We start from the raw sequence: 24439 nt of genomic DNA, 5'->3' as shown, positions 1-24439 counted from the left end.
ATCGTCACGAACGTTGCGGTGAGATGCGGTGGACGCGGGTGTTGCGAAAGACGAACGCAACATCAGCGGACGGCGAAGTCGTGTGGTCCTGGCGCCCCGACGCTGGCGCTAAGTTTTGTTCGTTGAACACAGCGATGGTGGCAAGAAAGCCCGGTCACCAGGGAGAGCACGAAGTAAGCTGTAAAACCATCGCGCAGGGAAAGCCGGAATGCTTCGGTTGAACCTGTGGTCCTACCCCCGTGCTTTTTGTTGCACGGGACCCACGGGTGCAACCAGCACCCGGCTTTCCCTGCGCCCTCTGATTGATGAGAGGGTGAAACGAGACGCAAAGCTCGGGCGCAACGCACCGCGAGAACGCGAACTCACATCTCTCCCCAACTCCACCGTCATGCCCCCGCGAAGGCGGGGCATCGTATCCGGCGGCCACTCGGCTCAAGCACTGCTGCCTCTGGAATACTGGATCGTCCGGTCAACCCCGGACGATGACAGCGGAGAGCTGTTTGACATCTTGAATCAGAACTCGCGGCGACGCCGTAGGGTGGGCAAGCCTCCCGAAAGGACAGTGCCGTTAACCCTTTACTAACCATACGCTGGGCAAAAATTGCCGGGTGAAGTCGAGTGTCGTCGGTCGCGGATGACGGGAGGGGATCCCCCGTGGACGCCAGCGCGGTGCCTCACTTTCGGAGCGGCGGCCCGCAAGCCGCCGCGCAGACATTTGGCGGCCGCGCCCGGCAGGCGCGGGGGGATCGGGCTACCATGGTCGACGTGACGGCGGGTCAGGGCACGGCATCCGGCGGCTTCTCCCTGGCCGACATCACCAATATCCTGAAGCGCGGCGACATCGCGCTGGCGTTCGGCATCCTCACCATTCTGGTGGTGCTGATCCTGCCGTTGCCCGCGATCGTGCTCGACCTGTTCCTGGCGATCTCGATCACGCTGTCGGTCCTGATCCTGATGACCGCGCTGTTCATCCAGGCGCCACTGGAATTCTCCTCATTCCCGACCATCCTGTTGATCTCGACCATGCTGCGGCTGTCGCTCAACCTGGCCTCGACCCGGTTGATCCTGTCGCGCGGGCATGAGGGCACGGCAGCCGCCGGCCACGTCATCGAGGCCTTCGGCAATTTCGTGATGGGCGGCAATTTCGTGATCGGGATCATCGTGTTCGCGATCCTGGTCATCGTCAACTTCGTCGTCATCACCAAGGGTTCGGGCCGCATCGCCGAAGTCGCGGCACGCTTCCATTTGGATTCGATGCCGGGCAAGCAGATGGCCATCGACGCCGACCTCTCCGCCGGCCTGATCGACGAGAAGGTCGCCAAGGAACGGCGCAAGGAGCTGGAAGACGAAAGCGGCTTCTTCGGCGCCATGGACGGTGCCTCGAAATTCGTCCGTGGCGACGCGATCGCCGGCCTGCTCGTGGTGTTCATCAACGTCGTCGGCGGCATCATCATCGGCGTCGCCCAGCAGGGCCTCGGCTTTGCCGAAGCCGCGCGCACCTACACGGTGCTGACCGTCGGCGACGGCCTGGTGACGCAGGTCCCGGCGCTGATCGTCTCGACCGCCGCGGGCCTCCTGGTCTCGAAGGCCGGCGTCTCCGGCGCCGCCGACAAGGCGCTGATGAAACAGCTCTCGGGCTATCCTCAGGCGCTCGGCATGTCGGCCGGCGTCATGATCGTGCTGTCGCTGCTGCCGGGCATTCCGATGATCCCGTTCCTGGCGCTGGGCTCCGGCGCCGCCGCGCTGGCCTGGACCGCGCGCAAGCAGAAGCATGCCGCCAAGGCCGTCCAGGCCGCCGCTGCGGCCGCCCCTACTGCTGCGGCAGCGGCAGCCGCAGCAGCCGCCGAGGAGCCGATCTCGAGCGCGCTAAAGATCGACGACCTCAAGATCGAGCTCGGCTATGCGCTGCTGCCGCTCGTCAACGGCCCCGACGGCACCGACCGATTGACCGAGCAGATCAAGGCGCTGCGCCGCTCGCTCGCGGTCGAGATGGGCTTTGTGATGCCGGCGGTGCGCATCCTCGACAACGTCCAGCTCGAGGCCAACACCTATGTCATCAAGATCAAGGAGGTCGATGCCGGCACGGGGCGGATCTGGCCGAACCAGTTCATGGTGATGGACCCCGGCGGCAACCAGGTCGCGATCCCCGGCATCCATACCGTCGAGCCGACGTTTGGTCTGCCTGCGACCTGGGTCGACGCCGCGCTGAAGGAAGAGGCCTCGCTGAAGGGCTACACCGTGGTCGATGCCGCCACCGTGCTGTCGACGCACCTGACCGAGCTGCTCAAGAACAACATGTCGGACCTGTTGTCCTACGGCGAGGTGCAGAAGCTGCTCAAGGAACTGCCGAAGGAACAGGGCGAACTGATCAAGGATATCGTGCCGAGCCAGGTCACGATCTCCGGCATCCAGCGCGTGCTGCAACTGCTGCTGGCCGAGCGCGTCTCAATCCGCGACCTCTCGACCATCCTCGAAGGCATTGCCGACGCGCTCGCCTTCTCGCGCAATCCGGCGACCATGGTCGAGCATGTCCGCGCCCGCCTGGCGCGGCAGATCTGCGCGCAGAACACTTCCTACAACGGCTACCTGCCGCTGATCGCGCTGTCGGCGCGCTGGGAGCAGGCGTTCGCGGAATCGATCGTGGGCACGGGCGAGGACAGGAGCCTTGCGATGCAGCCGTCCAAATTGTCGGAATTCATGACCGCGACCCGCAACGCCTTCGAGCAGGCCGCGCGCGAAGGCGAAGCGCCGGTGCTGGTGACCTCGGCCGCGATCCGGCCCTTCGTTCGCTCGCTGGTTGAACGCTTCCGCTCGCAGACGACCGTTTTGTCGCAGGCGGAAATCCATCCGCGGGCACGCTTGAAGACCGTCGGGAGCGTGTGACCGGCGCGCAAATCAGTTGCAAAGCGACGCAGCATTTTCGTCACATGCAACTTGTTTGTAGAAAATGGCTTAATTTCAACAGCTTATCGTCGCCGCGCCCCGCTCTCGATCTAACGCATTGCAATAACTGAACAATATCCCCGCCAGCGCGGATTTCAATCGCGTCGGATCACGTCTGTTCACGGGCTTGTGATCGCCTCTACGGAACGGAATCCGCGATTCCTATGTTGGAAGGGCGCAAGGATGTTGAACCTGTCGGAAGAGGCGACCGACAAAAAGTAAGCGACAGGGAAGGCGGCAGGAGACTTCCATGAACCACTCGATCTACAGCGCGGATCGGACGACCCATCTGAAGATTGTGGTCGTTGCACTCGTAGCGGGTGTGGTTGTGGCCGGCCTTGGCATCATGGCGCGCAACGGCGTGGACGAGTACCAGACCGCGCGGGTGATGAAGGCCGGCAAGCCGGTGGCCATCACCTCATCGAACAATTCGCTCGTACGCTAGAGCAGGAGAGGAATTTACGGAATTCACGTGGTTCTTTACAGCCCCCCAAAGGCCACGTGGATATTAAGACCCCCAACTACCCCCAAGTTGACTATCGAAAACGCCCGCTCCCCACGGGCGTTTTCTTTTTATTTTGAATCAGCGGTTCCCGGCGGCACGCTCTCGATCAGCCTGCCGGAGAAGATCGGTGCCGAGGTCGGCATGCCCGTCGGCGACCCCCCCTCCGGCTCGACGGTGACTGCGTAGGTCGCATCATTGATCGTGGCGGCATCGATGGACGACAGCACCGGGCGCTCGGTGAAATCATCAGCGCCGATCACGCCGAGCGAGCGCGGCTGCGGCAGCTTGTCCGAGATCAGCCACAGCTCGAAGCTCTTGCCGGGCTCCGGCGGCGCGCCGACCCGGCGCACCGTGAATTTCCTGGTGGCGGCATCGACGGTCAGGATGAAGGCTGGGGAGTTGCCGTCCTGCTGCAGCACGGCGACAAATTGTCCCGAGGGCGGCGGGGGCGGTGTCTTGACCTCCACAATCTCTGTGCGGGGCTTCGGACGGATGGCGTCAGGCAGGGCATCGGGCCGGTAGACCTGAAGCCCCAGCACCACCAGGAGCGCAGCAGCAATCGTGCTCACCGCCGACGCCACGCCGCGCCAGCGTCTGAGCCGGCTTGTGAGCTGGACGACCCGACCGTCATCGACGAGCGGTGCCTGCTGAACGGGCGCCTCCGCGACGACTCTCGGCTCCACCGGCGGGGGCGAAGGTGACGGGGCTTCCGGCGGCAGGGCCAAGGGCGCTTGCGGTGCGGAGGATTGCGCGATCACGCTCTTGATGTTCTCCCACACGATCGGCCGCGGCTCGACCAGGCCCACCATCTGGTTGAGCGGGCCGAGCCTGAATTCCCAGGCCTGCACGAGGGCGGTGAACTCCTTGTCCATCGCCATCATGGTCTCGACCTGCGCGCGCTCCTCCGCATCGAGCGAGCCGAGCGCATACTCGGCGGCGAGCGCGATATGGTCCTCGTTATGAGCCATCACACGATATCGGGGCTCTCAAACCCCAAGACACTCCCTGATCTCCAGCAGGCTGCGGCGCAGCCATGTCTTCACCGTGTTCACCGGCGTCTCGAATTTGACGGCGAGCTGCTCGCGGCTCCAGCCGTTGTAATAGGCAAGCAGCACGAGCTTCTGCCGGTCCGGCTCCAGACGGCCGACGCATTCCAATAAGCGGCGCAGTTCCTCCGTCATCTCGCGTCGCGCCAGCGGATCGGGCGTCTCGGCCGCGACCTCCATCGCCGCAGGCTCTTCCTCCAGCGAGATTTCGCTCTTCTTGCGGACCATGTCGATGGCGCGGTTGCGGGCAATGGATGCCATCCAGGTGATCGGCGACGCCAGCGCCGGGTCGAATTGTCCCGCGCTGTTCCAGATCTTGACGTAAGTATCCTGAATGATTTCCTCGGCAAGATCCTGTCGCCGCAAGATACGCAGGACGACGCCGAAGAGTTTCGCCCGCGTGGCCACGTACAATCGCTCGAAAGCGGCCTCATCCCCCTTCGCAACGGCAGCGATCAGCCAGACCAGTTCAGCCGGCGTCAGCATTCAGCATCCCCCAAATCGCGATCCCTGTTCGCCTGATGCCGGGAATTAATCCTATCCCTTCGTAGCATAGTTCGGCAGGCCGCGGTCCACCAGCCGATGGATTCGGGACCTTTCCAAAGCAAAACCCGGGCCTCGCAGCCCGGGTTCGGTTCCCATCCAATGTGGAGAGGTTCAGGATTCAGGCAACGCCGAGACGCGCCCGCATCAAGCCGATCGAGTCCATGTCGGCCTGCTCCCGGGCGCTCTCTTCAGCGCGCTCGCGGGCCTGGTCGCGTTCGTCCAGGAGCTCGACCTTCTTGAGTTCCTCGAAGGCTTCCCCAAGCTGCGCCTTGGCCTCCTCGAGCTGGATGCGCAGCTCGTCAGCGGAGCGGGTGAGGTTTTCGCGGCGCTGGATCGCAGCCTTGGCATAGGTCGGATAGGCAAAGTGAGCGGGATCGTTGATCCCGGCTCGCTCCTGCTCGACCTGGATCTCGCGTTCAAGCTCCACCGACATGCGATGGAAATCGGCGATCATGCCTTCGATCTGGGTGACCCTGCGGCGCTTCTCGTCGACCTGAAATTTCTTCAGGCGGATCAGCGTGTCACGTGACTTCATCGACTCATACTCCCCAGAAGTCCCGATTTCGAACGCGGGACAAGGCCGGCTCCCCCTGGACCCCGCCGGCGCAGCTAATGACATGCCGCGGATGATGGCCCGACAAAGTTAGCGTTCCGTTTCCAAATTCGAGAGGATTTGCGCCAGTTGCCGATAGCCGTCGGCCAAACTGACAGACTCGCCCTTGCCCTGGCGCAGGAAGGCCTCCAAAGGCTCGTGCAGGCGGATTGCCTCGTCCACTTCCGGGCTGGAACCGGCCCGGTAGGCGCCGAGCCGGATCAACTCCTCCATATCGGCGTACGTCGCCATCACCTGACGCGCCCTGGTGATAACGGGGAGAAATGCCGGGTCGGCCGAGCGCGGCATCGTGCGGGAGACCGATTTGAGGATGTTGATCGCAGGATAGCGCCCGCGCTCGGCGATCGAGCGCTGCATCACGATGTGACCATCGAGGATGCCGCGCACGGCATCGGCGATCGGCTCATTGTGGTCGTCACCATCGACCAGCACCGTGAAGATCGCGGTGATGGCACCGACCCCGGTCCCCGGCCCTGCCCGCTCCAGAAGCTTCGGCAGTTCGGTGAACACCGTCGGCGTATAGCCCTTGGCGGTCGGCGGCTCGCCGGCGGACAGCCCGATCTCGCGCTGCGCCATGGCAAAGCGCGTCACCGAATCCATCAGGCACAGCACCTCCTTGTCCTCATCGCGAAAATACTCCGCGATCGCGAGCGTGAGGTAAGCGGCCTGCCGCCGCATCAAGGCCGGCTCGTCGGAGGTCGCGACCACGACCACCGAGCGCGCGAGGCCCTCCTCGCCGAGGTCTTCCTGGAGGAATTCCTGCACCTCGCGGCCGCGTTCGCCGATCAGCCCGATCACCGAGATGTCGGCATCGACGTTGCGCGCCAGCATCGAGAGCAGCACCGACTTGCCGACGCCGGAGCCGGCGAAGATGCCGAGCCGCTGGCCGCGGCAGCAGGTCAGGAACGTGTTGAGCGCGCGGATGCCGAGATCGAGCGGGCTGCCGACCCGCTTGCGCGAATGCGCCGGCGGCGGTGCGTTGCGGAAGGGAACGGGAGAGGCGCCCTGCGGCAGCGGACCCTTGCCGTCGATCGGCTCGCCCATCGCGTTGACGACGCGGCCGAGCCAGGCCGCCGACGGCCGCACGAAGCCGGCGGCGTTGGCGATGACAGCACGGCAGCCACGCCTGACGCCTTCGAGACCACCGAACGGCATCACCACCGCGTTGCTGCCGGAGAAGCCGATGACCTCCGCCGGGATGAAGCGATTGCCGCCAACGTCGATCACGATGCGGGCGCCGACCGACATCGCATGGATGGGGCCGGCGATCTCAACCATGAGCCCGCGGACGCCGACCACGCGGCCATAAATATTGACGCCGTCGATGTCGCCGATCTGTTCCGCGAGCGCTTTCATTGCGAAAACCTTAAGTTTCGCCGATTTCTCCGCATCCGCTTAACTTCGTGTTTACCCGCATCATTAATCATTGCGTCACTGTCTTTGGGTGACTGAGGTCGCTTGCCTGTTCAGAAGAAGGGCGAGTCGCAAGAGTCGGTTAGTCCGGCCTCTTAAAGTGGAGCTTGAACGAGAACGGATGAGAAAAGCTGCTTCTGCGCAAGATCTTAGGGCGATTCGAAAAAAATTGCACCGCGGACCTTGCGGATGGGAATCAGTTTTTGTTAACCATGTCTCGTCAGGATCCGAATCAGTTGTGCAAAGGCGTTTTGTGAGTGCCGCAAGTGCGGCCGACCTGACGCCCAGGAGCGGCGACTAAAGGGGACTGGCATGCGCGTTTTGCTGATAGAAGATGACAGCGCCGTCGCGCAGTCGATCGAATTGATGCTCAAATCCGAGAGTTTCAACGTCTATACGACGGACCTCGGAGAAGAAGGCGTCGATCTCGGCAAACTCTATGACTACGACATTATCCTTCTCGACCTGAACCTGCCCGACATGTCCGGCTACGACGTGCTGAAGCAGCTCCGGGTCTCCAAGATCAAAACCCCCATTCTGATCCTCTCCGGCCTCGCCGGCATCGAGGACAAGGTCAAGGGTCTCGGCGTCGGCGCCGACGACTACATGACCAAACCCTTCCACAAGGACGAGCTGGTCGCGCGTATCCACGCCATCGTGCGCCGCTCCAAGGGCCATGCCCAGTCCGTCATCCAGACCGGCGACCTCGTGGTTAATCTCGACACCAAGACGGTGGAAGTCGGCGGCCAGCGCGTGCATCTGACCGGCAAGGAATATCAGATGCTGGAGCTGCTCTCGCTGCGCAAGGGCACCACGTTGACCAAGGAAATGTTCCTGAACCATCTCTATGGCGGCATGGACGAGCCGGAATTGAAGATCATCGACGTCTTCATCTGCAAGCTGCGCAAGAAGCTCGCCAACGCCTCCGAAGGCCGCAACTTCATCGAGACCGTATGGGGCCGCGGCTACGTGCTGCGCGAGCCGCATGAGGCGGACGAACGCATCCCGGCCTAATCGCCCCGATCTCGCTGCTCCGACGAAAACCCCGCCGAAACGGCGGGGTTTCTGTTTTGCGCCAGCCTCAAACTGGTCGGTAATATTGTTCGCCATGGCGACCCTCAACCTGGCGGGGCCAATCGAAACTTCGCAAAAGCTGTTACGATCAGCCGAACTGGGCTGATGGAGTTTGCGGCACATGTCGAACTTCGATCTGGCACTGTCGGTTGGGCTTGGCATCGGCTTGGCCGCCGCAACCGGCTTCCGGCTGTTCCTGCCGCTGCTGGCCCTGAGCGTGGCCGCCTACACCGGACACGCGAATCTGAATGAGGGCTTTGCATGGCTCGGCACACCTGCCGCGATCATCATGCTTGGCACCGCGGCGATAGCCGAGATCGCCGCGTTCTACATTCCCGGTGTGGACAACCTGCTCGATACGGTGGCGACGCCCGCTGCTGTCGTCGCGGGGACAATCGTTTCCGCCGCTGTCATGACCGACTTGCCGCCGATGGTGAAATGGACGGCGGCCATTATCGCGGGAGGCGGCGTTGCCGGCATCACGCAAGGTTTGACCGCGATACTCCGGGCAAAATCATCCGTCTTCACCGGCGGCCTTGGGAATCCGGCCGTCGCGACGGCCGAACTCGGGAGCGCCTCGCTGATGGCACTTCTGGCCCTGGCCGCGCCGCTCGCCGCGCTCGCGCTGGTCATCCTGTTTTTCTGGCTCGCATTCCGCCTGCTTCGGGGCTCGACTCGGGGATCGCATCGGCCAAACGAACCCATAAGCGGGGATTGAACCCACCATCGTCATGCGCCGACCAATCGCTCGTGCAATTCTGTTGTCGGGCGAATCGGGGGCGCGATTGCTAAGGTCAGATTTGGTTTTTGCATCGCCGCGCCCAAAGGATGAAACGGCGCGTTGAATGATCCTGCACGCTTGCCGGGCTTCCGGCTTTCTTGGTCTATTTCTGCACGGCGCTCGTCGCCGTCATGGCCTACCTCTTCGTCTATACCCGCGTCACCGCGCACAACGAATTCGAGCTTATCCGCGAGAACAATACGGCAGCAGCGATCGCGCTGGGCCTCAGCCTGTGCGGCTTCGTGCTGCCGGTGGTGAGCGCGATCGCGCACTCGGCCAATGTCATCGATTGCCTGATCTGGAGCGTGGTCGCGCTGATCGTCCAGATCATCGTCTATTTCATCGTCAAGGTCCCCGTGCCGAACCTGTCGGGACGGATCGCAGACGGCGAACTCGCACCCGCGATCTGGCTCGGGCTTTCCTCGCTCGCCGCCGGCGCCCTCAACGCCGCTTCGATGATCTACTGACCATGACAAGCCTTCCACCACCCAAGGAGTTCGGAACGCGAAAGTCGGCCCCTGTGCCGCCGCGCCCACCGACCAAACGTTCGGCCGAGATCGTCCTGATCCTGATGGGCACGCTCGCGGTCGGCGGCACCGCCTATTTGCTGATGCCGAGCGAGAACTGCGAGCGCCCGCCGAACGGCGCCGCGCCGTCGTTTTCGCAGGGCGACACCGAATGCCGGCAGCGCGGATCGTCCTCCTCCAGCCACGGCTCCAGCGGCGGCTCGCGCTACTCCAGCAGCGGCTCCTCCTCGAGCCACTCCGCCTCAGGCACATCCGACTCCGGATCGAACCATGTCAGCCGCGGCGGCTTCGGTTCGTTCGCGCACGCCTTCGGCTTTTCCGGTGGTTGAGAGAAGCGTACCCTTCGCACATCACCGTGAAATGACTGCTTTTGCTTGCCTTGGCATCGGCCGCTGTTGGAGACTGGTGCCACACCGCAAATGGCGGAAGAACGGGACTGCCGTCATGAAACGCTCGCGCCGGGTCGTCCTGAAACTGATGGGAAGCGTTGCGGTCGGCGCCGCCTCGATGGGGCTGGTACCGCGCACTGATTGCGGCCCCGGCAACACGGCCGCACCCGGCCCCGGCGGCAAACCCAGTTGCCGCGCGGTCTATGGCGGCTTCGGCGGGACGCCACGCCGCTTCAACGCCCGTGGTGACGTTGAATTCGACCCTTCGTATGGCGGAAGCTGATATCCGCATGCGGCGCATTCCTTGTTCGGAACGTGACGACTGGCCGGCGACCGCCGAGCGCGCCGGCTTCAGTTTCCACACCATAGGCGGCGAACGCTATTGGGACGAACGCGCCTATTACGCCTTCGCGCTGGACGAGATCGAGCGCGGGATCGAGGAGCCGACCGGCGAGATCGACGCGATGTGCCTCGAACTCGTCGGCCGCGCCACCGAAGATGAAAAATATCTACGCCGATTGAAGATCCCGGAAGCGTTCTGGCCGCTGATTGCGGAAAGCTGGCGCCGCGACGACGGAAGCCTCTATGGCCGGCTCGATCTCAGCTTCGACGGGCGCGGACCGGCCAAGCTGCTGGAGTACAATGCCGACACGCCGACCTCGATCTTCGAGGCGGCGGTGTTCCAATGGACCTGGCTCGAGCAGGCGATCGAGCGCAACATCATCCCGAAGCGATCCGACCAGTACAATTCGATCCACGAGCGGTTGATCGACGCCTGGAAGAAATTGGCATCCGGCGAGCACCTGCATCTTGCCGGCATGACCGGCAATGCCGAGGACGCCGCAACGCTGGCCTATCTGGAGGACACCGCCTCGCAGGCCGGCCTTGCGACCACGCTGCTCGATATCGAGGGCATCGGCCTTACCGAGGACGGCCGCTTTGTCGACCTCGATAACCGCGCAATCGAGCTCGCATTCAAGCTCTATCCTTGGGAATGGATGTTTCACGACACCTTCGGCACCAGGCTCGCGAGCGCGCCGACGCGCTGGATCGAGCCGCCGTGGAAGGCAATCCTGTCCAACAAAGGCATCCTGCCGCTGCTGTGGGAGATGTTTCCGAACCATCCCAATCTGCTGCCGGCCTATTTCGAGGATGATCCGAACGCGCAAACGCTCGGCAGCTCGTTCGTCCGCAAGCCGATCTATTCGCGCGAGGGCGCCAATGTCGCGCTTGTCAGCGCCGGCACCACGCTGATCGAGCAGGAGGGGCCCTACGGCGCCGAAGGCTTCATCCGCCAGGCGCCGGCGCCGCTGCCGAATTTCGCAGGCCAATATCCGGTGATCGGGAGCTGGTTGATCGATCACACCCCATGCGGGCTATCGATCCGCGAGGACGAGAATCCGATCACGGGGAACACGTCGCGCTTTTTGCCCCACGCGATCCTTTGAGGGGCGGTCCCTGCGTCATTGAGAGCCAACGGGTCGCGCGAACGCGCGCCCGATGACAGGCTCCGCGAAGCAATCCATGCCTCCGCAAGTGGTGAGATGGATTGCTTCGCTGCGCTCGCAATGACGATCACGGGCGACGGAGTTGTAGGGTTGGGTGTCGCCGCTTAACTCTATCGCGCCGCGGAAGCGACAGCCTTGAGCCCGATCGGCGCGCCGGTGCGCGCGACCGGCGCGGTGCCCAGGCAATAGAGACCGCGGCGGTCCGGATAGGGCTTGAAGACGCTGCTGATACCAACCACGGACTCGGCCGCCCCCAGCGCCAGCACGCCGTCGGGCTCGAGCATTTTTGCAAGCCGCGCGAAGATATCCGTCTTCGTCTCCTGATCGAAATAGATCAGCACGTTTCGGCAGAAGATCACATCGAACGTGCCGAGATGGGAGAAGTCCTGCAGCAGGTTGAGCTGGCGATGCTGCACCATGGCGCGGATATCGGCATTGAGCTGCCAGAACTCGCCGATCTGGGTGAAGTATTTCACCAGGAACTGGATCGGCAGGCCGCGCTGCACCTCGAACTGGCTGAAGATGCCGGCCTTGGATTTTTCCAGGACTGCCTGCGACAGGTCGGTCGCGACGATCTCGAGCCGCCAGCCCGCGAGCGCCGCGCCCATTTCCTTCAGACACATCGCGATCGAGTAAGGCTCCTGCCCGGTGGACGACGCCGCGCACCAGATGCGCAGCGAACGCCGCGCGGCCCGCGCCTGGATCAGCGCCGGCAGCACCGCCTGCTTCAAATGGTCGAACGGAATCTTGTCGCGGAAAAAGAACGTCTCGTTGGTGGTCATCGCCTCGACCACTTCCGATGTCAGCGCCTCGGCGCTAGCGCCCTTCATCTTCTGGACCAGCTCCGGAATGCCTGATAATCCCGATTTGCGCGCAAGCGGCACCAGGCGGCTCTCGACCAGATATTGCTTGTCGGACGACAGGTCGAGGCCGGACCGCTCCTTCAGGAGCTTGCGCAGATAATCATAATCCATCGGCGTCACGAACGATCTCCCGCAAACAACCGGTTAAGCTTCGGTCCGATCTCCTTGAGCGGTAGCACGGCCGCGCAGATCCCCGCATTCGCCGCCGCGCCCGGCATGCCCCACACGACACTGGTCGCCTCGTCCTGCGCAATCACGCTGCCGCCGGCGGCCACGATATCCTTGCCGCCGCGCATGCCGTCCGACCCCATGCCGGTCAGGATCACCGACATGATGCCGCCCTGCCAGACATCGATCGCGGACATGAACATGGGATCAACCGCAGGCTTGCAGAAATTCACCGGCGGTCCGTCATCGAGTGCGATCGCGATCTCGGCGCCGCGGCGCGCAACGCGCATATGGCGGCCGCCCGGCGCCAGATAGATCTGGCCGGCCTTGACGATCTCGCCGTCAACAGCCTCATGCGCCGGCCGGCGGCTGGCACGCGCGAGATGCTCGGCCAGGATCGTCGTGAAGGTCGGCGGCATGTGCTGGGTGATCAGCACCGGAAAGCGGTCGATCACCGGTCCGATCTCGGCGACCAGCGCCATCAGCGCCTGCGGACCACCGGTCGACGAGCCGATCAACAGCACCTTCGGCGCCAGCATGCCGAAGGGGCGGCGCACCAATGCCTGCTGCGAAGTCGCCGGGCGGGTCGCGGCTTCGCGCGCCTTGTCCTGCACCGGCGCCAATGCCGGGCTTGCGGCGACGGGTGTCGCGCGCCGGCGCACCTTGGCACCGAGATGGCGGATCTTCTGGATCAGGTCGTGCCGGAAGGTTTCTGCGGCGCCGGCCTCGCGCGTACTTTCCGGCTTGGGGATGTAGTCGGCCGCGCCGAGCGACAGCGCCTTCAGGCTGATCTCCGCGTTGCGACGGGTCAGCGTCGAGGCCATGATGATGACGAGATCACGCTTCTTGGCCAGCAGCTTCGGCAGCGCCGAGATGCCGTCGAGCTCCGGCATTTCGATGTCGAGCACGGCGACATCGGGATTGACGCGCTCGAGCTGGTTGACGGCGTCGAGACCGGTGCGGAATGAGGCCGTCACCTCCATGTCGGATTCCGCGCCGATCCAGCGCGAGATCATGCCGCGGATGACGACGGAGTCGTCGACCACCATCACCCGCAACGGCTCCTCCCGCGTCGAAGTCCGGGACGGGGCATTTGTCAACGCAACACTCATCAATTCACCAACGGCTCAACGGCAGGCCTTCTCCGGATCATGCTCCCATGCCGATGGCTTTCAGCCGCCGGATCGAACACGACACTCAGATCAGGCCGACCTCCTGGAACTTCGCGGTAACGATGTCCCGGTCGAACGGCTTCATGATGTATTCGTTGGCGCCGGCATGCAGCGCGCGGGCGATATGCGCGACGTCGTTCTCGGTGGTGCAGAACACCACCTTGGGCTGATCGCCGCCGGGCATCCGGCGCAGATTGCCGAGGAATTCGTAGCCATCCATCACCGGCATGTTCCAATCGAGCAACACGGCGGCGGGCATGGCGCGCTTGCAGGCTTCCAGCGCCTTCTCGCCGTCCTCGGCCTCGACAATCTGAAAATCGAGGCCTTCCAGGATGCGACGCGCGACCTTGCGAATGACGCTGGAGTCATCGACGACAAGACAGGTTCTCATGTTGGGCCTCTACTTCCTCATCCCGCGAGGGACGTTTCCGTTTCAGTTCTTCAATAGGCATGCCCGCCTATCGCGCGGAGACTAGGCCGCCTTCGCATCCGGCATCAGTTCGAGCACGCGGTCGACATCGAGGACGACCATGAGCTGGCCGTCGAGGCGATGGACGCCGCCGGCGAGCTTGGCCATCCGCGGGTCGAGGTTGACCGGATTCTCCTCGCGGCTGTCATCGGGCAGCCGCAGCACCTCGCCGATCTGGTCGATCAAGAGGCCATAGGATTCGCCGCGAAGATCGACGCCGACCGCCATCGGCGGCTTGCCGTCATCGTTCTTCGGCAGGCCGAGCCGCGCGCGCATATCGACCACCGTGACGATGCGGCCGCGCAGGTTGAGCACGCCGGCGATCTCGCTGGAAGACAGCGGCACACGCGTCAGCCGCTCCGGCATGAACACGTCCTGCACGCGTGAGATCGGCAGGCCGAACAATTGTCCGCCGATCACGGCGGTGACGTATTCGGCCATGGTGCCTTCGCTGGTGTCGGTCTTGCTGGTCATCGTTTCAATTCCTTGTGCCCGACTCAACCTATGCCGCTTTCCTGATCTCGGCGGTCTGTTCCTTCAACGCCGCGATCAGGCCGGGACGGTCGAATTTGGCGACGTAATCATGGAAGCCCGCTTGCCGCCCGCGCTCGATCGCGGCCGGCGAGACCATCGCCGACAGCGCGATGATCGGAACGCCGCTCAAATGCTGATCGGAACGGATGCTCTCGGCGAACTCGAAGCCGTTCATCTCGGGCATCTCGATGTCGGTCAGCACCACGTCGAACGCCTGTCCCGAACGCAGCGCGGCCAGCCCTTCCTGTGCATTCGGCGCGGTACGCACCTTGTAGCCGGCGGCCTTCAGGACCGGGGCCAGCATGTTGCGGAAGAACGCGCTGTCGTCGACCAGAAGCACCGATTGCGCGTTGGAGGACGGCCGCATCTCCTTGCGGCTGAACCAGTCGGAGAAGGCCATCGGCAGGAAGTGACCGACGTCGATCACTTCGGTCGCCTGGCCCTTGATCACGGCCGAGCCGAGAATGCCATCCTGCGAGCCCGCGACCTCGATGTGCAGCCGCTCCTCAACGATGTCGATGATCTCGTCGACCACGAGCCCCATCGAGCGGCCGTCGTCGGCGAACACCAGGATCGGCTGCGAGCCGGAGGTCTGCACATTGACATCAGCCATCTGCACCAGCGGCATCAACTGATCGCGGTACTGCACCATGTAGCGGCCGTTGGAGAGCTCGATCTTGTCGGTGGCGATCTCCTCCAGGCGCGTGACGAGGCCAAGCGGCACCGCCTTCGGCTGGCTGGTGCCGGCACGGAACACCAGGAGCGAGGTGAGCTGCTCGCCGCTGACATGGGCCGCAGCGCTGTCGTCCGCCATCTCATGGGCGGCCGAGCCGGCAGCACCGAGCGCCTTGGCGATGCCGTTGGGGTCGATGATCATGATGACAGCGCCATCGCCGAGGATGGTGTTGCCGGAGAACATGTCGATGTGACGCAGCTTGGTCGACATCGGCTTGACCACGATTTCCTCGGTGTGAAACACGCCGTCGACCACGATACCGAAAGTCTGGCTGCCGACCTGCGTCACCACGATGAAACCGTTCTCGGGATCGCTCGACGAACCGTCATCGATCCTGAGCAGCTTCTTCAGGTGCATCAGCGGCAAGAGCTTGTTGCGCAGGCGCAGCACGGCGGTGTCCTTGATGCGCTCGATGCGGTGCTCGGAATTGGCCCGCGCGCGAACCAGTTCAACGACGGAGAGCTGGGGGATCGCAAAACGGTCGCCGCCTGCTTCGACGATCAGCGCCGACACGATGGCGAGCGTCAGCGGGATCTTGATGGTGACGGAGCAGCCCTCGCCTGCGACCGACTTGATGTCGATGGTGCCGCCGATCTGGTCGATATTGGTGCGCACCACGTCCATGCCGACGCCGCGGCCGGAAACCGAAGTGACTTGCGCAGCCGTCGAGAAGCCCGGCGCGAAGATGAACTTGTGGATCTGCGCTTCCGTCATCTTCTCCAGTTCAGCCTCGGTGACGAGGCCGTTGGCCAGAGCTTTCGCCTTGATCCGTTCGGTGTTGAGACCGCGGCCGTTGTCGGCGATGCAGATGATGATGTGGCCGCCCTCGTGATAGGCGGAGAGACGGATGGTGCCCTGCTCCGGCTTGCCGGCCGCCGCGCGCTCGGCCGTGGTCTCCAGACCATGGTCCGCGGAGTTGCGCACCATGTGCGTGAGGGGATCCTTGATCAGATCGAGCACCTGGCGGTCGAGCTCGGTGTCGGCGCCGTGCATCTCCAGTTCGATCTGCTTGCCGAGTTCGCCCGAGAGGTCGCGCACGATGCGCGGCAGCTTCTGCCAGGCGTTGCCGATCGGCTGCATGCGCGTCTTCATGACGCCCTCCTGCAGCTCGGCGGTGACGTTCGAGAGACGCTGCAACGGCACCTTGAACTCGGTGTCCTCGTTGCGGCGTGATATCTCCAGGAGCTGGTTGCGGGTCAGCACCAGCTCGGAGACCATGGTCATCAGGTGCTCCAGCGTATCCACGTTGACGCGGATCGACTGGTTTGCGACCTTGTCGGACTCGTGCATGTCTTCGGCGGCCGCCGTCTTCCTCGGTGCCTTCTTCTCCTTGGCAACCTCTGCGGCCGGCTCATGTGCGGCAGGCTTGGCTGCGGGCGCGGCAGCAGGCGGGGGCGGCGCCACTTCGGTGGCGGTTTCGCGGAACGCGCGCTCAAGCTCGTCGAGTGAGACTTCACCGGGACGCAGCGGGCGCTCGAGCGTCTGTACCACCAGCGTGCCCTCGGTCGCCACGGGCTGCAGCGGCGGCGCGGCCATGACAGGGGCCTCCGGCTCTGCGGCAGGTTCGGTACTGGCCTCGGCCGCCATCGATTCGAAACTGCGCTCGGCCATCTCGTGCAGCTTGACGATGAGGTCTTCGTCCGATCCTTCCGGCTCGGCCTCGGTTGCCTCCAGTCCTGCGAGGATCTCCTTGATGCGGTCGATGCTCGACAGGATCAGCGTCACCGCTTCCGCCGTGACCGGCATGCCGTCGCGGAATTTGCCCATCAAGGTCTCGCCGGCATGCGCCAGCGCTTCCAGTCGCGGGAGCCCCAGGAAGCCGCAGGTACCCTTGATGGTGTGCACCAGGCGAAAAATATTATCGAGAATCTTCGCGTTGTTCGGCTCTTGCTCGAACTTCACCAACTGATTGTCGACCGTGTCCAGGCTTTCGCTGGTCTCGGTCAGAAACTCTCGCATCAAATCGTCCATGAACCTGGCCTTCGTACGCAGCGGCACGCGACATCGACGCGCCTTACGGAACTTGGACCAGCTTCCATGCAAAGCGTTTAAGTTTGGTTGAGTATGTGGAAAAGAACGGGATCAACAAAGAGATAAGAAGAAAAGATCGAAATCAACGGCAAGTTGCAAACGATTGGTTAACGCTATGGCCGCCGTCGCGGCGCGCGGCGCATTCGCTTCGCGCCTCCGATCGCGCTCTACGTCGTTGTTTGCGCATGATCTCTTGGGCGGCCTGCGCGCCGTGAGATCATGCAGCAATTCGTCAGGACGCGCTGACCACCACAGTCTCGCCCTCGAGGGCGAGCTTGACGGTCAATCCGCAGGCCTGCGCCAACAGCCGCGCGTAATAGGGCTGCACCGCGTGGGCATCGACCGCGGCCGACGTGCTGCCGAGAATATCGACGATGTTCTGCGGCACGCGGGCGTTCAGCCCGGCCGAGGTGATGCGAAAGCTCATCGTCTCGCCCTCGCCGACCGGATCGATCGTCAGCGTGCCGCCGCGCGGAATCGTCTGCTGCGCGATCACGAGCATATTCAGGAGCAGCTTGACGCGATTCTTGGGCATGAGCAGCCGCGGCAGATTCCAGGTCAGCGTCACCTTGCCGTCCTCGATATGCCCCTTCGCCATGGCCTGCGCGTCGCCGAGATCGATCTGCGCGCCGGCCGACCCGGCGGCACCGAAGGCAAGCCGGCAGAACTGCAGGCGGGCAGATGCGGTCTTGGCGCTCTTGCGGATCAGGTCGAGTGCAAAATCGCGGTCCTCGGGTTTCGGATTGTCGTCGATGACCTCAAGGCCATTGACGATCGCGCCGACAGGACTGATGAGATCGTGGCAGACGCGCGAGCACAACAGCGCCGCCAGTTCGAGGGCATCGGGAGCGGGACCGAGAGACGAAGTGCCAGACATGAAGTGTTCCTGGAATGCCGCGATACACGCGGACGGGAGCGAATCACGCATGCTTTTGGATTTGATACACTGGGGAAGCGCATGCTGCCAGCTTGCGGCGGAAGTGAGATGGGAACGGTAGTAGCCGATGAGAACCGCTTATGAATGAGGCATGCCCGCCCCGGATCGACGGCAATGCCGCGGCCGCGCTGATCGAACCACTGACGGAACTGGTGATGCGGGCTGGCGAGGCCATCCTGGCGGTCAATCGCAGCGCCATGAAGGTTGAGGGCAAGAGCGACGGCTCGCCGGTGACCGAGGCCGATCTCGCGGCCGACCGCATCGTTGCCGAGGGCTTGGCGCGGCTTGCGCCAAACGTGCCGTCGCTCTCCGAGGAGCGCACGCGTCTGGCGAGACCGCCCTATAGAGACAGCTTCTTCCTGGTCGATCCGCTCGACGGCACCAAGGAATTCGTCGCCGGCCGCAACGAGTTCACGGTCAACCTCGCCCTGGTGACCGAAGGGACGCCGCTGCTTGGCATCGTCGGGGCGCCAGCTCTGGGCGTGATCTGGCGCGGCATTGTCGGCCGCGGCGCGGAGCGGTTGATCGTTCGCGATGGCGCGGCACCGATCGTCGAATCGATTCGCACCCGCCCTCACCCGCCGCGCGGAAACCCCTGGACCGTGGCGGTCAGCCGCTCCCATGGCGATGCGCGCACGGAGGCCTTTATCGCCGGGCGGGGCGGCGCGGTGCGGGCCGAACTCGGCTCAGCGGTGAAGTTCGGACGGGCGGCCGAAGGCAAGGTGGACATCTATCCCCGCCTTGCGCCGACCTGCGAATGGGACGTCGCGGCCGGCCATGCCGTGGTCACCGCCGCCGGCGGCAAGATCACGGATTCGCACGGAGCGGCACTGCATTTCGGCCTGCGGGACGACTTTATCGTGCCGGAATTCATTGCCTGGGGCGATCCCGCAGCCGCCCCTTAGAGGCGGGCAACTACTGCGCCAGCGTCTGCTCCAACTCCGGCCAGCGGGCGGTGGCATCTTTCAAAAAACGTTGAGGATCGGCGACAAAGGCGTCCCGATTGTCCTCCCGGCCGAACAGATAGAGCCGCTGCCCGGTGACCGCCCAAAATCGTGGATTGCCGGCATAGGTGACGCCGCGGCCGAGATCGACCGGGTCATAGCCGCCGAATTGCGGACCGTAGATTTCCGGATGAGCGACAAAGGAGGCGCGGTTGCCTTCATTGCGGAAGCGCCAGACCGCGCCTGCCTGCGCAGCCTCAAAGTCCGGCAAACCCTCAAGGGCAGCGGCATCGGTAAAATATGCCACTGGGTCGAATCCCTCGATGGCGAGGCCGGAATAGTGATTGACCACCACCCGCTCGGTCGTGGCAGCCCGGACTGCCGAATCATTCCCGATCCAAGCTAAAAGACCGACGGCGAAGATGAAAAAGGCTATTCCGGGGCGCCGGCGGTATATTTCCTGCCGTTGTACCGTCATAGTTGATATCGATAACATTGGAATCGAGGGGACACTGGGCGCAAGCTAGAGCCGACCTTGTTGGCGTCAGGTTAAGGCGGCGACCAGAATTTCGATCGCAGGGGTTCTTTATGAGTTTCGCATCACGCCTTGCCGCGGCAGCGCTCGCTGCGCTGATGTGCTGGATTGCGCCGGTTGCCGCCCAGCAGGCCCCGCCGCCGCAATACCCGCCGCCGCAGCGCGAGCCCGGTCCGAGCACCTATGGGCCAGACGAACTTGTTACCGCCGGCCACAAATTCTTCGGTAACGTCTCGCGCGGGCTTGCCTCCGTCATCGAACGCGCGGTCAGCCAATGGGGTCTGCCCAATGGCTACGTGCTCGGCGAAGAAGGCTCCGGCGCTTTCGTCGCCGGCCTGCGCTATGGGGAAGGCACGCTCTACACCAAGAATGCCGGCGATCTGCGGGTCTATTGGCAGGGGCCCTCGGTCGGCTTCGACTGGGGCGGCGATGGTGCCCGCACCATGACGCTGGTCTACAACCTGCCCTCCACGCAAGCGATCTACCAGCGCTTCGTCGGCATCGACGGCTCGGCTTACATCGTCGGCGGTTTCGGCATGACCGCGCTGACGGCCAACAACATCGTGCTGGTGCCGATCCGTTCCGGCATCGGGCTCAGGCTTGGTGCCAATGTCGGCTACCTGAAATATACCCCGCGCGCGACCTGGAACCCGTTCTGACCCCGCCGTTAACGCCTTGACGTGAATCCCTCACCACGGGCAGGCATTTGGCTGGCGTTTTGCCGGCCGCCCGTGGCATTGTGATTAACGAATTATTATCGCGGGAGTAACCCATTCATGGTCGAACCGATCATGTATCTGGCGATCGGTTTTCTGGTCTCGATGCTGTGCGGTCTGATGATCGTGCCGCTGGTGCATAACCGGGCGGTGCGGCTGACGACCCGGCGTATCGAGGCCGCAACCCCGCTGTCGATGGCCGAGATCCAGGCGGACAAGGACCAGTTGCGCGCGGAATTCGCGATGTCGGCGCGGCGGCTCGAAATGAACGTCGAGCAGCTCAAGAGCAAGACTACGAGCCAGCTCGCCGAACTCGGCAAGAAGACCGACGCGATCAACCGCATGAAGATCGAGCTCGGCGAAAAGAACGCCGCGATCTTCGCGCTCGAGGCGCGCGAAAAGGCGATGAAGGATCAGGCCCGCGCCACCGAAGAGGAGTTCGCCGCCAAGGCCGAGCAGTTGCGCGCCGTCGAGCAGGCGCTGACGAACAAGCAGAGCGAGCTCGGCAAGATCAATGCCGACCTGAACGACCGCTCGATGGCGGCGGATAGCCGCCAGATCGAGCTGATCTCCGTCCGCACCCAGATCGAGGAATTGAAGGACCGGGTCAGCGACGCTGAAAGGGACTTCGCCGCCACCCAGGCCCGCCTGGCCGAGGAACGCAGCGCATCCGAAGCCGCGACCCGCGAGCTCGCGGAGGCGCGAAGCCGAGCCGAGAGTCTGAACCAGCGCGTCACCGACCTCGACCGTCAATTGAGCGTCCAGGTTAATGAAGCCCAGATCCTCGGCAACCGCGTCAACCAACTGGAAGGGCGGCTTGCGAGCCAAGGCAAGCTCTTGGCCGAACGGGAATTCGAGAACAACCAGCTCCGGCAGGCCAATGAGGCAGCCGAGCGCACCGTGAAGGAACTGCGCGCGGCGATGAATGGCGGCAAATCGCCGGCCCTTGAAAAGCTAAAAAGCGAGAAGGCCGCTCTGGAAGAACAGCTCCGCATCATCAGCGACGAGCGGTCAAAGCTGCAGCGCGACATCAACGGGATCCAGGAACAGGCGGAGAACTCCTGGGCGACCGAGCGCATGGAGAACGCGCTGCTGCGCGAGCGCATCAACGACATTGCCGCCGAAGTAGCAAAGCTGGCGATCCAGCTCGAAGGGCCGGATTCGCCGATCGAGGCCATGCTGGCCGCGGAGCCGGCGGTCCCGGCCAAGGGCGGACCGAAGACGGGACCGAAAGCTGCCAATGGTGTGCCCGCCGCAAGCGGTCTGCCCGAAGGCGGCGGAACGCTCGCCGAACGCATCCGAGCGCTGCAATCCCACGCTTCCCGCGCCCGCCAGCAGGGGGCATAAGGCTCTTTCACGCTTTGGGGTCGGCTTTGGCTTGACACCCCGCCCCTGCCCTTCGTAAATCGCGGCTCCGGCCGAAAGGCCGTTTCCGGCTTCCGCGCCGAGATCCCGGACGCATAGCTCAGCGGGAGAGCGTTCCCTTCACACGGGAGAGGTCCAAGGTTCGATCCCTTGTGCGTCCACCATTAACTTTTTAAAAGTCAACGACTTAGCGGACTAGTTCCCTAACGAAGTACCCCAAGAGAGCTCAGGTACAATAGGGGCACGTCGGTATGGCGCGGTTGCCCAGAATCGCTGTGCCACGATATGATTTGCCGGCAAAATCAATGCCTATTCCGACGAACATATAGTTCGAGCGGAGTTCAGCCGACGGGCAGTTCGGGAAAGATCTTGTCGAGCGTGATCGGAAAGTCGCGGACCCGCACACCGGTAGCGTTATAGATCGCGTTTGCGACTGCAGCTCCTGCCCCACAGTTGCCGAGCTCGCCGATGCCCTTGGCGCCAAGCGGATTGCCCTTGTCGTCCTCCTCGGGAAGGAAGACGGCTTCGACGCTTGGAACATCGGCATGCACGGGCACATGGTACTCGGCGAGATCGTGGTTGACGAAATGACCATGGCGAGGATCGAGCACGGTCTCTTCCATCAGCGCCGCCCCAACGCCCCAGATCATGCCGCCGATCATTTGCGAACGCGCCGTCTTCGGATTGAGGATGCGCCCGGCGGCGAAGACGCCAAGCATGCGCCGCAGCCGTGGTTCGCCCGTGTCGATATCGACCGCGACCTCGGCAAAATGCGCGCCGAACGCATGCTGGGAATAGGTGCGATAGGTTTCGCCGCGGGCCGCAGAACCCTCGGCCATTAATCCGTCCGGCGCGATCCGCTCCAGAAGACTGCCAAGGCTTTCCGAGCGTGAGCCGAGGTGGAGTTTGCCGCCCTCGAAACGAGCTTCCGAAATGTTCGCGCCATGCAAGGGTGAACGTTCGTGTGATGCGGCTGCGGACGCGATCTGCTCCCGCAATATCAGACAGGCATTGTGAACCGCCGTGCTCGAACTCGATGCGCCCCACGAGCCGCCCGAACCGGCGGTGCGCGGTAGGCTGCTGTCGCCGAGTTCGACCTTGACGGCCGAGAGCGGTACGCCCAGCCGCTCGGCCGCGACTTGCGCCAGGATCGTATATGTGCCGGTACCGATATCGGTCATGTCAGCCTGCACCGTGACCTGCCCCCGCGCATCGATGGCGACACGAGCCGAGCCCGGTCCGAGATAATTGGCGCGGATCGCGGCTGCCATGCCATAGCCGATCAGCTTGCGGCCTTCCCGACGGCTGCCTGGCTTCACCGGGCGATCACGCCAGCCGAAGCGCTCGGCCCCATCGCGCATGCACGCGATCAGGTTTCGGCTGGAGAAGGCCACGTTGCGCTCCGGATCGCGCTCCGGCTCGTTGCGGATGCGTAATTCGATCGGATCGAGGCCGAGCTGTTCGGCAAGTTCGTCCATTGCGCATTCAAGCGCGAGCAGGCCGGATGCTTCGCCGGGTGCCCGCATCCATTCACCACGATTGGTGTCGAGGCGTACAAGGCGATGCATCGTACGGCGGTTCGCCGCTGCGTAGAGCGCGCGCGTCGGCACCGCGCTCTGCTCAGTGAACTCCTCGAAACGGGACGTCGAGGAGGTGACCTCATGCTCGATCGCGGTCAGGCGGCCATCGCGGTCCGCGCCGAGCCTGATCCGCTGTTTCATTGCCGGGCGATGGCCGGCATTGGCGAACATTTGCTGTCGCGTCAGAGCGACCCTAACCGGCCGGCCAAGAACGCGCGCGGCCAGTGCGGCGCAGACCGTCTCGGCATGAACGATCAACTTGGAACCGAAGCCGCCGCCGATGAAGGGGCTGATGACCCTGACATTCTGCGGCGAGATGCGCAGCGTGTTGGCCAAGCCGGCCTGGATATTCGCCAGCGTCTGCGCCGAAGTATGGACGGTCAGTCGGTCCCCATCCCATTCGGCGATGGCCGCATGCGGCTCCATCGGATTATGGCTTTCGAACGGCGTCGCATAAACGGCGTCGAGCTTGACCGGCGCCTCGGCGAAAGCGCGGTCAAAGTCGCCAAGTATCGAGTCCGTGGGAAAGCCGGCATTGGTACGTTCGGGCCGGTAGATTTCGGCATTCGGCGCTGCGGCATCGAACGCGCCCGGTTCGCTCGCATAGCGCAGCCTGATCAGCCTCGCTGCCCCTCGCGCCTCCTCGAAGGTCTCGGCGACGACCAGCGCGACCGGCTCATCATGATAGCGGATGCGCTCGCTCGCCAGCACCGGCCGGGCCCGCGTGAACACCTCCGGCACAGTTGGCGTGACAGCCGCACCGAAGGCCGCTTGGCTCGGTGCGTTCCTGTGCGTCATCACCAGGATGACGCCGGGTGCGCGCTCGGCGTCGCCGGTATCGATTTCGAGGATACGTCCCTTGGCGATGCTCGCACCGAGGATGTAGCCAAAGGCCGCCGCGCGATCGAGCCTGTGCTCGTAGGCATAGCGTGCCCTCCCCGTGACCTTCAGCGCTCCGTCGATACGGTCCACGGGCTGGCCGATTGCCGTGGCAGCGCCGGGGCGCGATGTCGTCTGAACGATGTAATCTTTAGCCATCGTCTT

General features: G+C 63.8%; 22 protein-coding genes, 1 tRNA gene and 1 pseudogene. 12 read left to right on the top strand and 12 right to left on the bottom strand.

Annotation, left to right across the window (positions count from 1 at the left end; all coding sequences use genetic code 11):
• Positions 1-654 precede the first annotated feature (654 nt).
• Both flhA and ACZIRK_RS29770 read left to right on the top strand, forming a co-directional pair.
• Positions 655-2883: a flagellar biosynthesis protein FlhA gene (flhA, locus tag ACZIRK_RS29775; RefSeq protein WP_130228853.1), complete on the top strand. Its 2229-nt coding sequence runs from the start codon at positions 655-657 to the stop codon at positions 2881-2883.
• A gap of 310 nt (positions 2884-3193) precedes the next feature.
• A complete protein-coding gene (locus ACZIRK_RS29770) occupies positions 3194-3388 on the top strand; it encodes a hypothetical protein (RefSeq protein ID WP_130228852.1) in 195 nt (64 codons plus the stop codon).
• Positions 3389-3516: 128 nt separating this feature from the next.
• On the opposite strand, the gene ACZIRK_RS29765 is transcribed toward ACZIRK_RS29770, so the two are convergent.
• The 4 genes from ACZIRK_RS29765 to fliI all read right to left on the bottom strand — a co-directional run bounded on the left by ACZIRK_RS29765 (position 3517) and on the right by fliI (position 7009).
• Positions 3517-4416: an anti-sigma factor gene (locus tag ACZIRK_RS29765; RefSeq protein ID WP_474418700.1), complete on the bottom strand. Its 900-nt coding sequence runs from the start codon at positions 4414-4416 to the stop codon at positions 3517-3519.
• A gap of 18 nt (positions 4417-4434) precedes the next feature.
• The gene (locus tag ACZIRK_RS29760; protein ID WP_130228850.1) at positions 4435-4980 is read right to left on the bottom strand and encodes a sigma-70 family RNA polymerase sigma factor; all 546 of its coding nucleotides are present in this window, start codon (positions 4978-4980) and stop codon (positions 4435-4437) included.
• Between the two features lie 178 nt (positions 4981-5158).
• Positions 5159-5575, bottom strand: coding sequence for a flagellar export protein FliJ (fliJ, locus tag ACZIRK_RS29755; RefSeq protein ID WP_028162102.1), 417 nt, complete (start codon positions 5573-5575; stop codon positions 5159-5161).
• A 108-nt stretch (positions 5576-5683) separates the two neighbouring features.
• A complete protein-coding gene (gene fliI, locus ACZIRK_RS29750; protein ID WP_028162101.1) occupies positions 5684-7009 on the bottom strand; it encodes a flagellar protein export ATPase FliI in 1326 nt (441 codons plus the stop codon).
• A gap of 369 nt (positions 7010-7378) precedes the next feature.
• Between fliI and ctrA the strand changes: the two genes are divergently transcribed.
• From ctrA to ACZIRK_RS29720, 6 genes and pseudogenes are all read left to right on the top strand, one after another.
• Entirely contained in the window at positions 7379-8080 is a 702-nt protein-coding gene (gene ctrA / locus ACZIRK_RS29745) for a response regulator transcription factor CtrA (RefSeq protein ID WP_016848562.1), read from the top strand.
• 181 nt (positions 8081-8261) lie between these two features.
• Positions 8262-8858, top strand: coding sequence for a DUF4126 domain-containing protein (locus ACZIRK_RS29740; protein ID WP_130228849.1), 597 nt, complete (start codon positions 8262-8264; stop codon positions 8856-8858).
• Positions 8859-8995: 137 nt separating this feature from the next.
• A pseudogene (locus ACZIRK_RS29735) lies at positions 8996-9388 on the top strand (DUF350 domain-containing protein); the annotation flags it as partial.
• A gap of 2 nt (positions 9389-9390) precedes the next feature.
• The gene (locus ACZIRK_RS29730; protein ID WP_130228847.1) at positions 9391-9777 is read left to right on the top strand and encodes a hypothetical protein; all 387 of its coding nucleotides are present in this window, start codon (positions 9391-9393) and stop codon (positions 9775-9777) included.
• A gap of 115 nt (positions 9778-9892) precedes the next feature.
• Complete coding sequence (locus ACZIRK_RS29725; RefSeq protein WP_130228846.1) at positions 9893-10120, top strand: hypothetical protein; 228 nt, start codon at positions 9893-9895, stop codon at positions 10118-10120.
• Positions 10121-10127: 7 nt separating this feature from the next.
• Complete coding sequence (locus ACZIRK_RS29720; RefSeq protein ID WP_130228845.1) at positions 10128-11285, top strand: glutathionylspermidine synthase family protein; 1158 nt, start codon at positions 10128-10130, stop codon at positions 11283-11285.
• 170 nt (positions 11286-11455) lie between these two features.
• On the opposite strand, the gene ACZIRK_RS29715 is transcribed toward ACZIRK_RS29720, so the two are convergent.
• The 6 genes from ACZIRK_RS29715 to chpT all read right to left on the bottom strand — a co-directional run bounded on the left by ACZIRK_RS29715 (position 11456) and on the right by chpT (position 18195).
• Positions 11456-12328: a CheR family methyltransferase gene (locus ACZIRK_RS29715; RefSeq protein ID WP_130228844.1), complete on the bottom strand. Its 873-nt coding sequence runs from the start codon at positions 12326-12328 to the stop codon at positions 11456-11458.
• A complete protein-coding gene (locus tag ACZIRK_RS29710) occupies positions 12325-13488 on the bottom strand; it encodes a protein-glutamate methylesterase/protein-glutamine glutaminase (RefSeq protein WP_130228843.1) in 1164 nt (387 codons plus the stop codon). The genes ACZIRK_RS29715 and ACZIRK_RS29710 overlap by 4 nt, the downstream gene beginning before the upstream one ends.
• A gap of 85 nt (positions 13489-13573) precedes the next feature.
• Positions 13574-13939: a response regulator gene (locus ACZIRK_RS29705; RefSeq protein WP_028165519.1), complete on the bottom strand. Its 366-nt coding sequence runs from the start codon at positions 13937-13939 to the stop codon at positions 13574-13576.
• A gap of 81 nt (positions 13940-14020) precedes the next feature.
• On the bottom strand, positions 14021-14491 hold the full coding sequence (locus ACZIRK_RS29700) for a chemotaxis protein CheW (protein ID WP_130228842.1): 471 nt from the start codon (positions 14489-14491) through the stop codon (positions 14021-14023).
• Between the two features lie 28 nt (positions 14492-14519).
• Positions 14520-17258, bottom strand: a complete 2739-nt coding sequence (locus ACZIRK_RS29695) for a hybrid sensor histidine kinase/response regulator (protein WP_474418699.1) — start codon at positions 17256-17258, stop codon at positions 14520-14522.
• Between the two features lie 292 nt (positions 17259-17550).
• The gene (gene chpT, locus ACZIRK_RS29690; RefSeq protein ID WP_165435464.1) at positions 17551-18195 is read right to left on the bottom strand and encodes a histidine phosphotransferase ChpT; all 645 of its coding nucleotides are present in this window, start codon (positions 18193-18195) and stop codon (positions 17551-17553) included.
• 140 nt (positions 18196-18335) lie between these two features.
• Between chpT and cysQ the strand changes: the two genes are divergently transcribed.
• Entirely contained in the window at positions 18336-19160 is an 825-nt protein-coding gene (cysQ, locus tag ACZIRK_RS29685) for a 3'(2'),5'-bisphosphate nucleotidase CysQ (RefSeq protein ID WP_474418698.1), read from the top strand.
• 10 nt (positions 19161-19170) lie between these two features.
• On the opposite strand, the gene ACZIRK_RS29680 is transcribed toward cysQ, so the two are convergent.
• On the bottom strand, positions 19171-19695 hold the full coding sequence (locus ACZIRK_RS29680) for a YHS domain-containing (seleno)protein (RefSeq protein WP_207231108.1): 525 nt from the start codon (positions 19693-19695) through the stop codon (positions 19171-19173).
• A gap of 92 nt (positions 19696-19787) precedes the next feature.
• Between ACZIRK_RS29680 and ACZIRK_RS29675 the strand changes: the two genes are divergently transcribed.
• From ACZIRK_RS29675 to ACZIRK_RS29665, 3 genes are all read left to right on the top strand, one after another.
• Positions 19788-20393: a DUF1134 domain-containing protein gene (locus tag ACZIRK_RS29675; RefSeq protein WP_028165514.1), complete on the top strand. Its 606-nt coding sequence runs from the start codon at positions 19788-19790 to the stop codon at positions 20391-20393.
• A 117-nt stretch (positions 20394-20510) separates the two neighbouring features.
• Positions 20511-21797, top strand: coding sequence for a hypothetical protein (locus tag ACZIRK_RS29670; protein WP_474418697.1), 1287 nt, complete (start codon positions 20511-20513; stop codon positions 21795-21797).
• Between the two features lie 107 nt (positions 21798-21904).
• Positions 21905-21979: transfer RNA gene (locus tag ACZIRK_RS29665), tRNA-Val, on the top strand.
• Between the two features lie 177 nt (positions 21980-22156).
• Here ACZIRK_RS29665 and ACZIRK_RS29660 read toward each other — a convergent pair.
• On the bottom strand, positions 22157-24433 hold the full coding sequence (locus tag ACZIRK_RS29660; protein ID WP_130228838.1) for a xanthine dehydrogenase family protein molybdopterin-binding subunit: 2277 nt from the start codon (positions 24431-24433) through the stop codon (positions 22157-22159).
• Positions 24434-24439: the final 6 nt, after the last annotated feature.

This window comes from Bradyrhizobium sp. Leo114 (assembly GCF_055229415.2).
The sequence above is the reverse complement of the archived record's forward strand: the minus strand, read 5'-3'. Positions and strand labels throughout refer to the sequence as shown.

What these genes read in the sequence shown, in the direction of transcription:
- ACZIRK_RS29770 (WP_130228852.1), top strand. Translation starts at nt 3,194, where the DNA reads ATGAACCACTCGATCTACAGCGCGGATCGGACGACCCATCTGAAGATT.
- ACZIRK_RS29680 (WP_207231108.1), bottom strand. Translation starts at nt 19,695, where the DNA reads ATGTTATCGATATCAACTATGACGGTACAACGGCAGGAAATATACCGC.
- fliJ (WP_028162102.1), bottom strand. Translation starts at nt 5,575, where the DNA reads ATGAAGTCACGTGACACGCTGATCCGCCTGAAGAAATTTCAGGTCGAC.
- ACZIRK_RS29760 (WP_130228850.1), bottom strand. Translation starts at nt 4,980, where the DNA reads ATGCTGACGCCGGCTGAACTGGTCTGGCTGATCGCTGCCGTTGCGAAG.
- ACZIRK_RS29765 (WP_474418700.1), bottom strand. Translation starts at nt 4,416, where the DNA reads ATGGCTCATAACGAGGACCATATCGCGCTCGCCGCCGAGTATGCGCTC.
- ACZIRK_RS29670 (WP_474418697.1), top strand. Translation starts at nt 20,511, where the DNA reads ATGGTCGAACCGATCATGTATCTGGCGATCGGTTTTCTGGTCTCGATG.
- ACZIRK_RS29725 (WP_130228846.1), top strand. Translation starts at nt 9,893, where the DNA reads ATGAAACGCTCGCGCCGGGTCGTCCTGAAACTGATGGGAAGCGTTGCG.
- fliI (WP_028162101.1), bottom strand. Translation starts at nt 7,009, where the DNA reads ATGAAAGCGCTCGCGGAACAGATCGGCGACATCGACGGCGTCAATATT.
- ACZIRK_RS29710 (WP_130228843.1), bottom strand. Translation starts at nt 13,488, where the DNA reads ATGAGTGTTGCGTTGACAAATGCCCCGTCCCGGACTTCGACGCGGGAG.
- ACZIRK_RS29660 (WP_130228838.1), bottom strand. Translation starts at nt 24,433, where the DNA reads ATGGCTAAAGATTACATCGTTCAGACGACATCGCGCCCCGGCGCTGCC.
- ACZIRK_RS29720 (WP_130228845.1), top strand. Translation starts at nt 10,128, where the DNA reads ATGCGGCGCATTCCTTGTTCGGAACGTGACGACTGGCCGGCGACCGCC.
- ACZIRK_RS29705 (WP_028165519.1), bottom strand. Translation starts at nt 13,939, where the DNA reads ATGAGAACCTGTCTTGTCGTCGATGACTCCAGCGTCATTCGCAAGGTC.
- cysQ (WP_474418698.1), top strand. Translation starts at nt 18,336, where the DNA reads ATGAATGAGGCATGCCCGCCCCGGATCGACGGCAATGCCGCGGCCGCG.
- ACZIRK_RS29730 (WP_130228847.1), top strand. Translation starts at nt 9,391, where the DNA reads ATGACAAGCCTTCCACCACCCAAGGAGTTCGGAACGCGAAAGTCGGCC.
- chpT (WP_165435464.1), bottom strand. Translation starts at nt 18,195, where the DNA reads ATGTCTGGCACTTCGTCTCTCGGTCCCGCTCCCGATGCCCTCGAACTG.
- ACZIRK_RS29675 (WP_028165514.1), top strand. Translation starts at nt 19,788, where the DNA reads ATGAGTTTCGCATCACGCCTTGCCGCGGCAGCGCTCGCTGCGCTGATG.
- ctrA (WP_016848562.1), top strand. Translation starts at nt 7,379, where the DNA reads ATGCGCGTTTTGCTGATAGAAGATGACAGCGCCGTCGCGCAGTCGATC.
- ACZIRK_RS29700 (WP_130228842.1), bottom strand. Translation starts at nt 14,491, where the DNA reads ATGACCAGCAAGACCGACACCAGCGAAGGCACCATGGCCGAATACGTC.
- ACZIRK_RS29695 (WP_474418699.1), bottom strand. Translation starts at nt 17,258, where the DNA reads ATGGACGATTTGATGCGAGAGTTTCTGACCGAGACCAGCGAAAGCCTG.
- ACZIRK_RS29740 (WP_130228849.1), top strand. Translation starts at nt 8,262, where the DNA reads ATGTCGAACTTCGATCTGGCACTGTCGGTTGGGCTTGGCATCGGCTTG.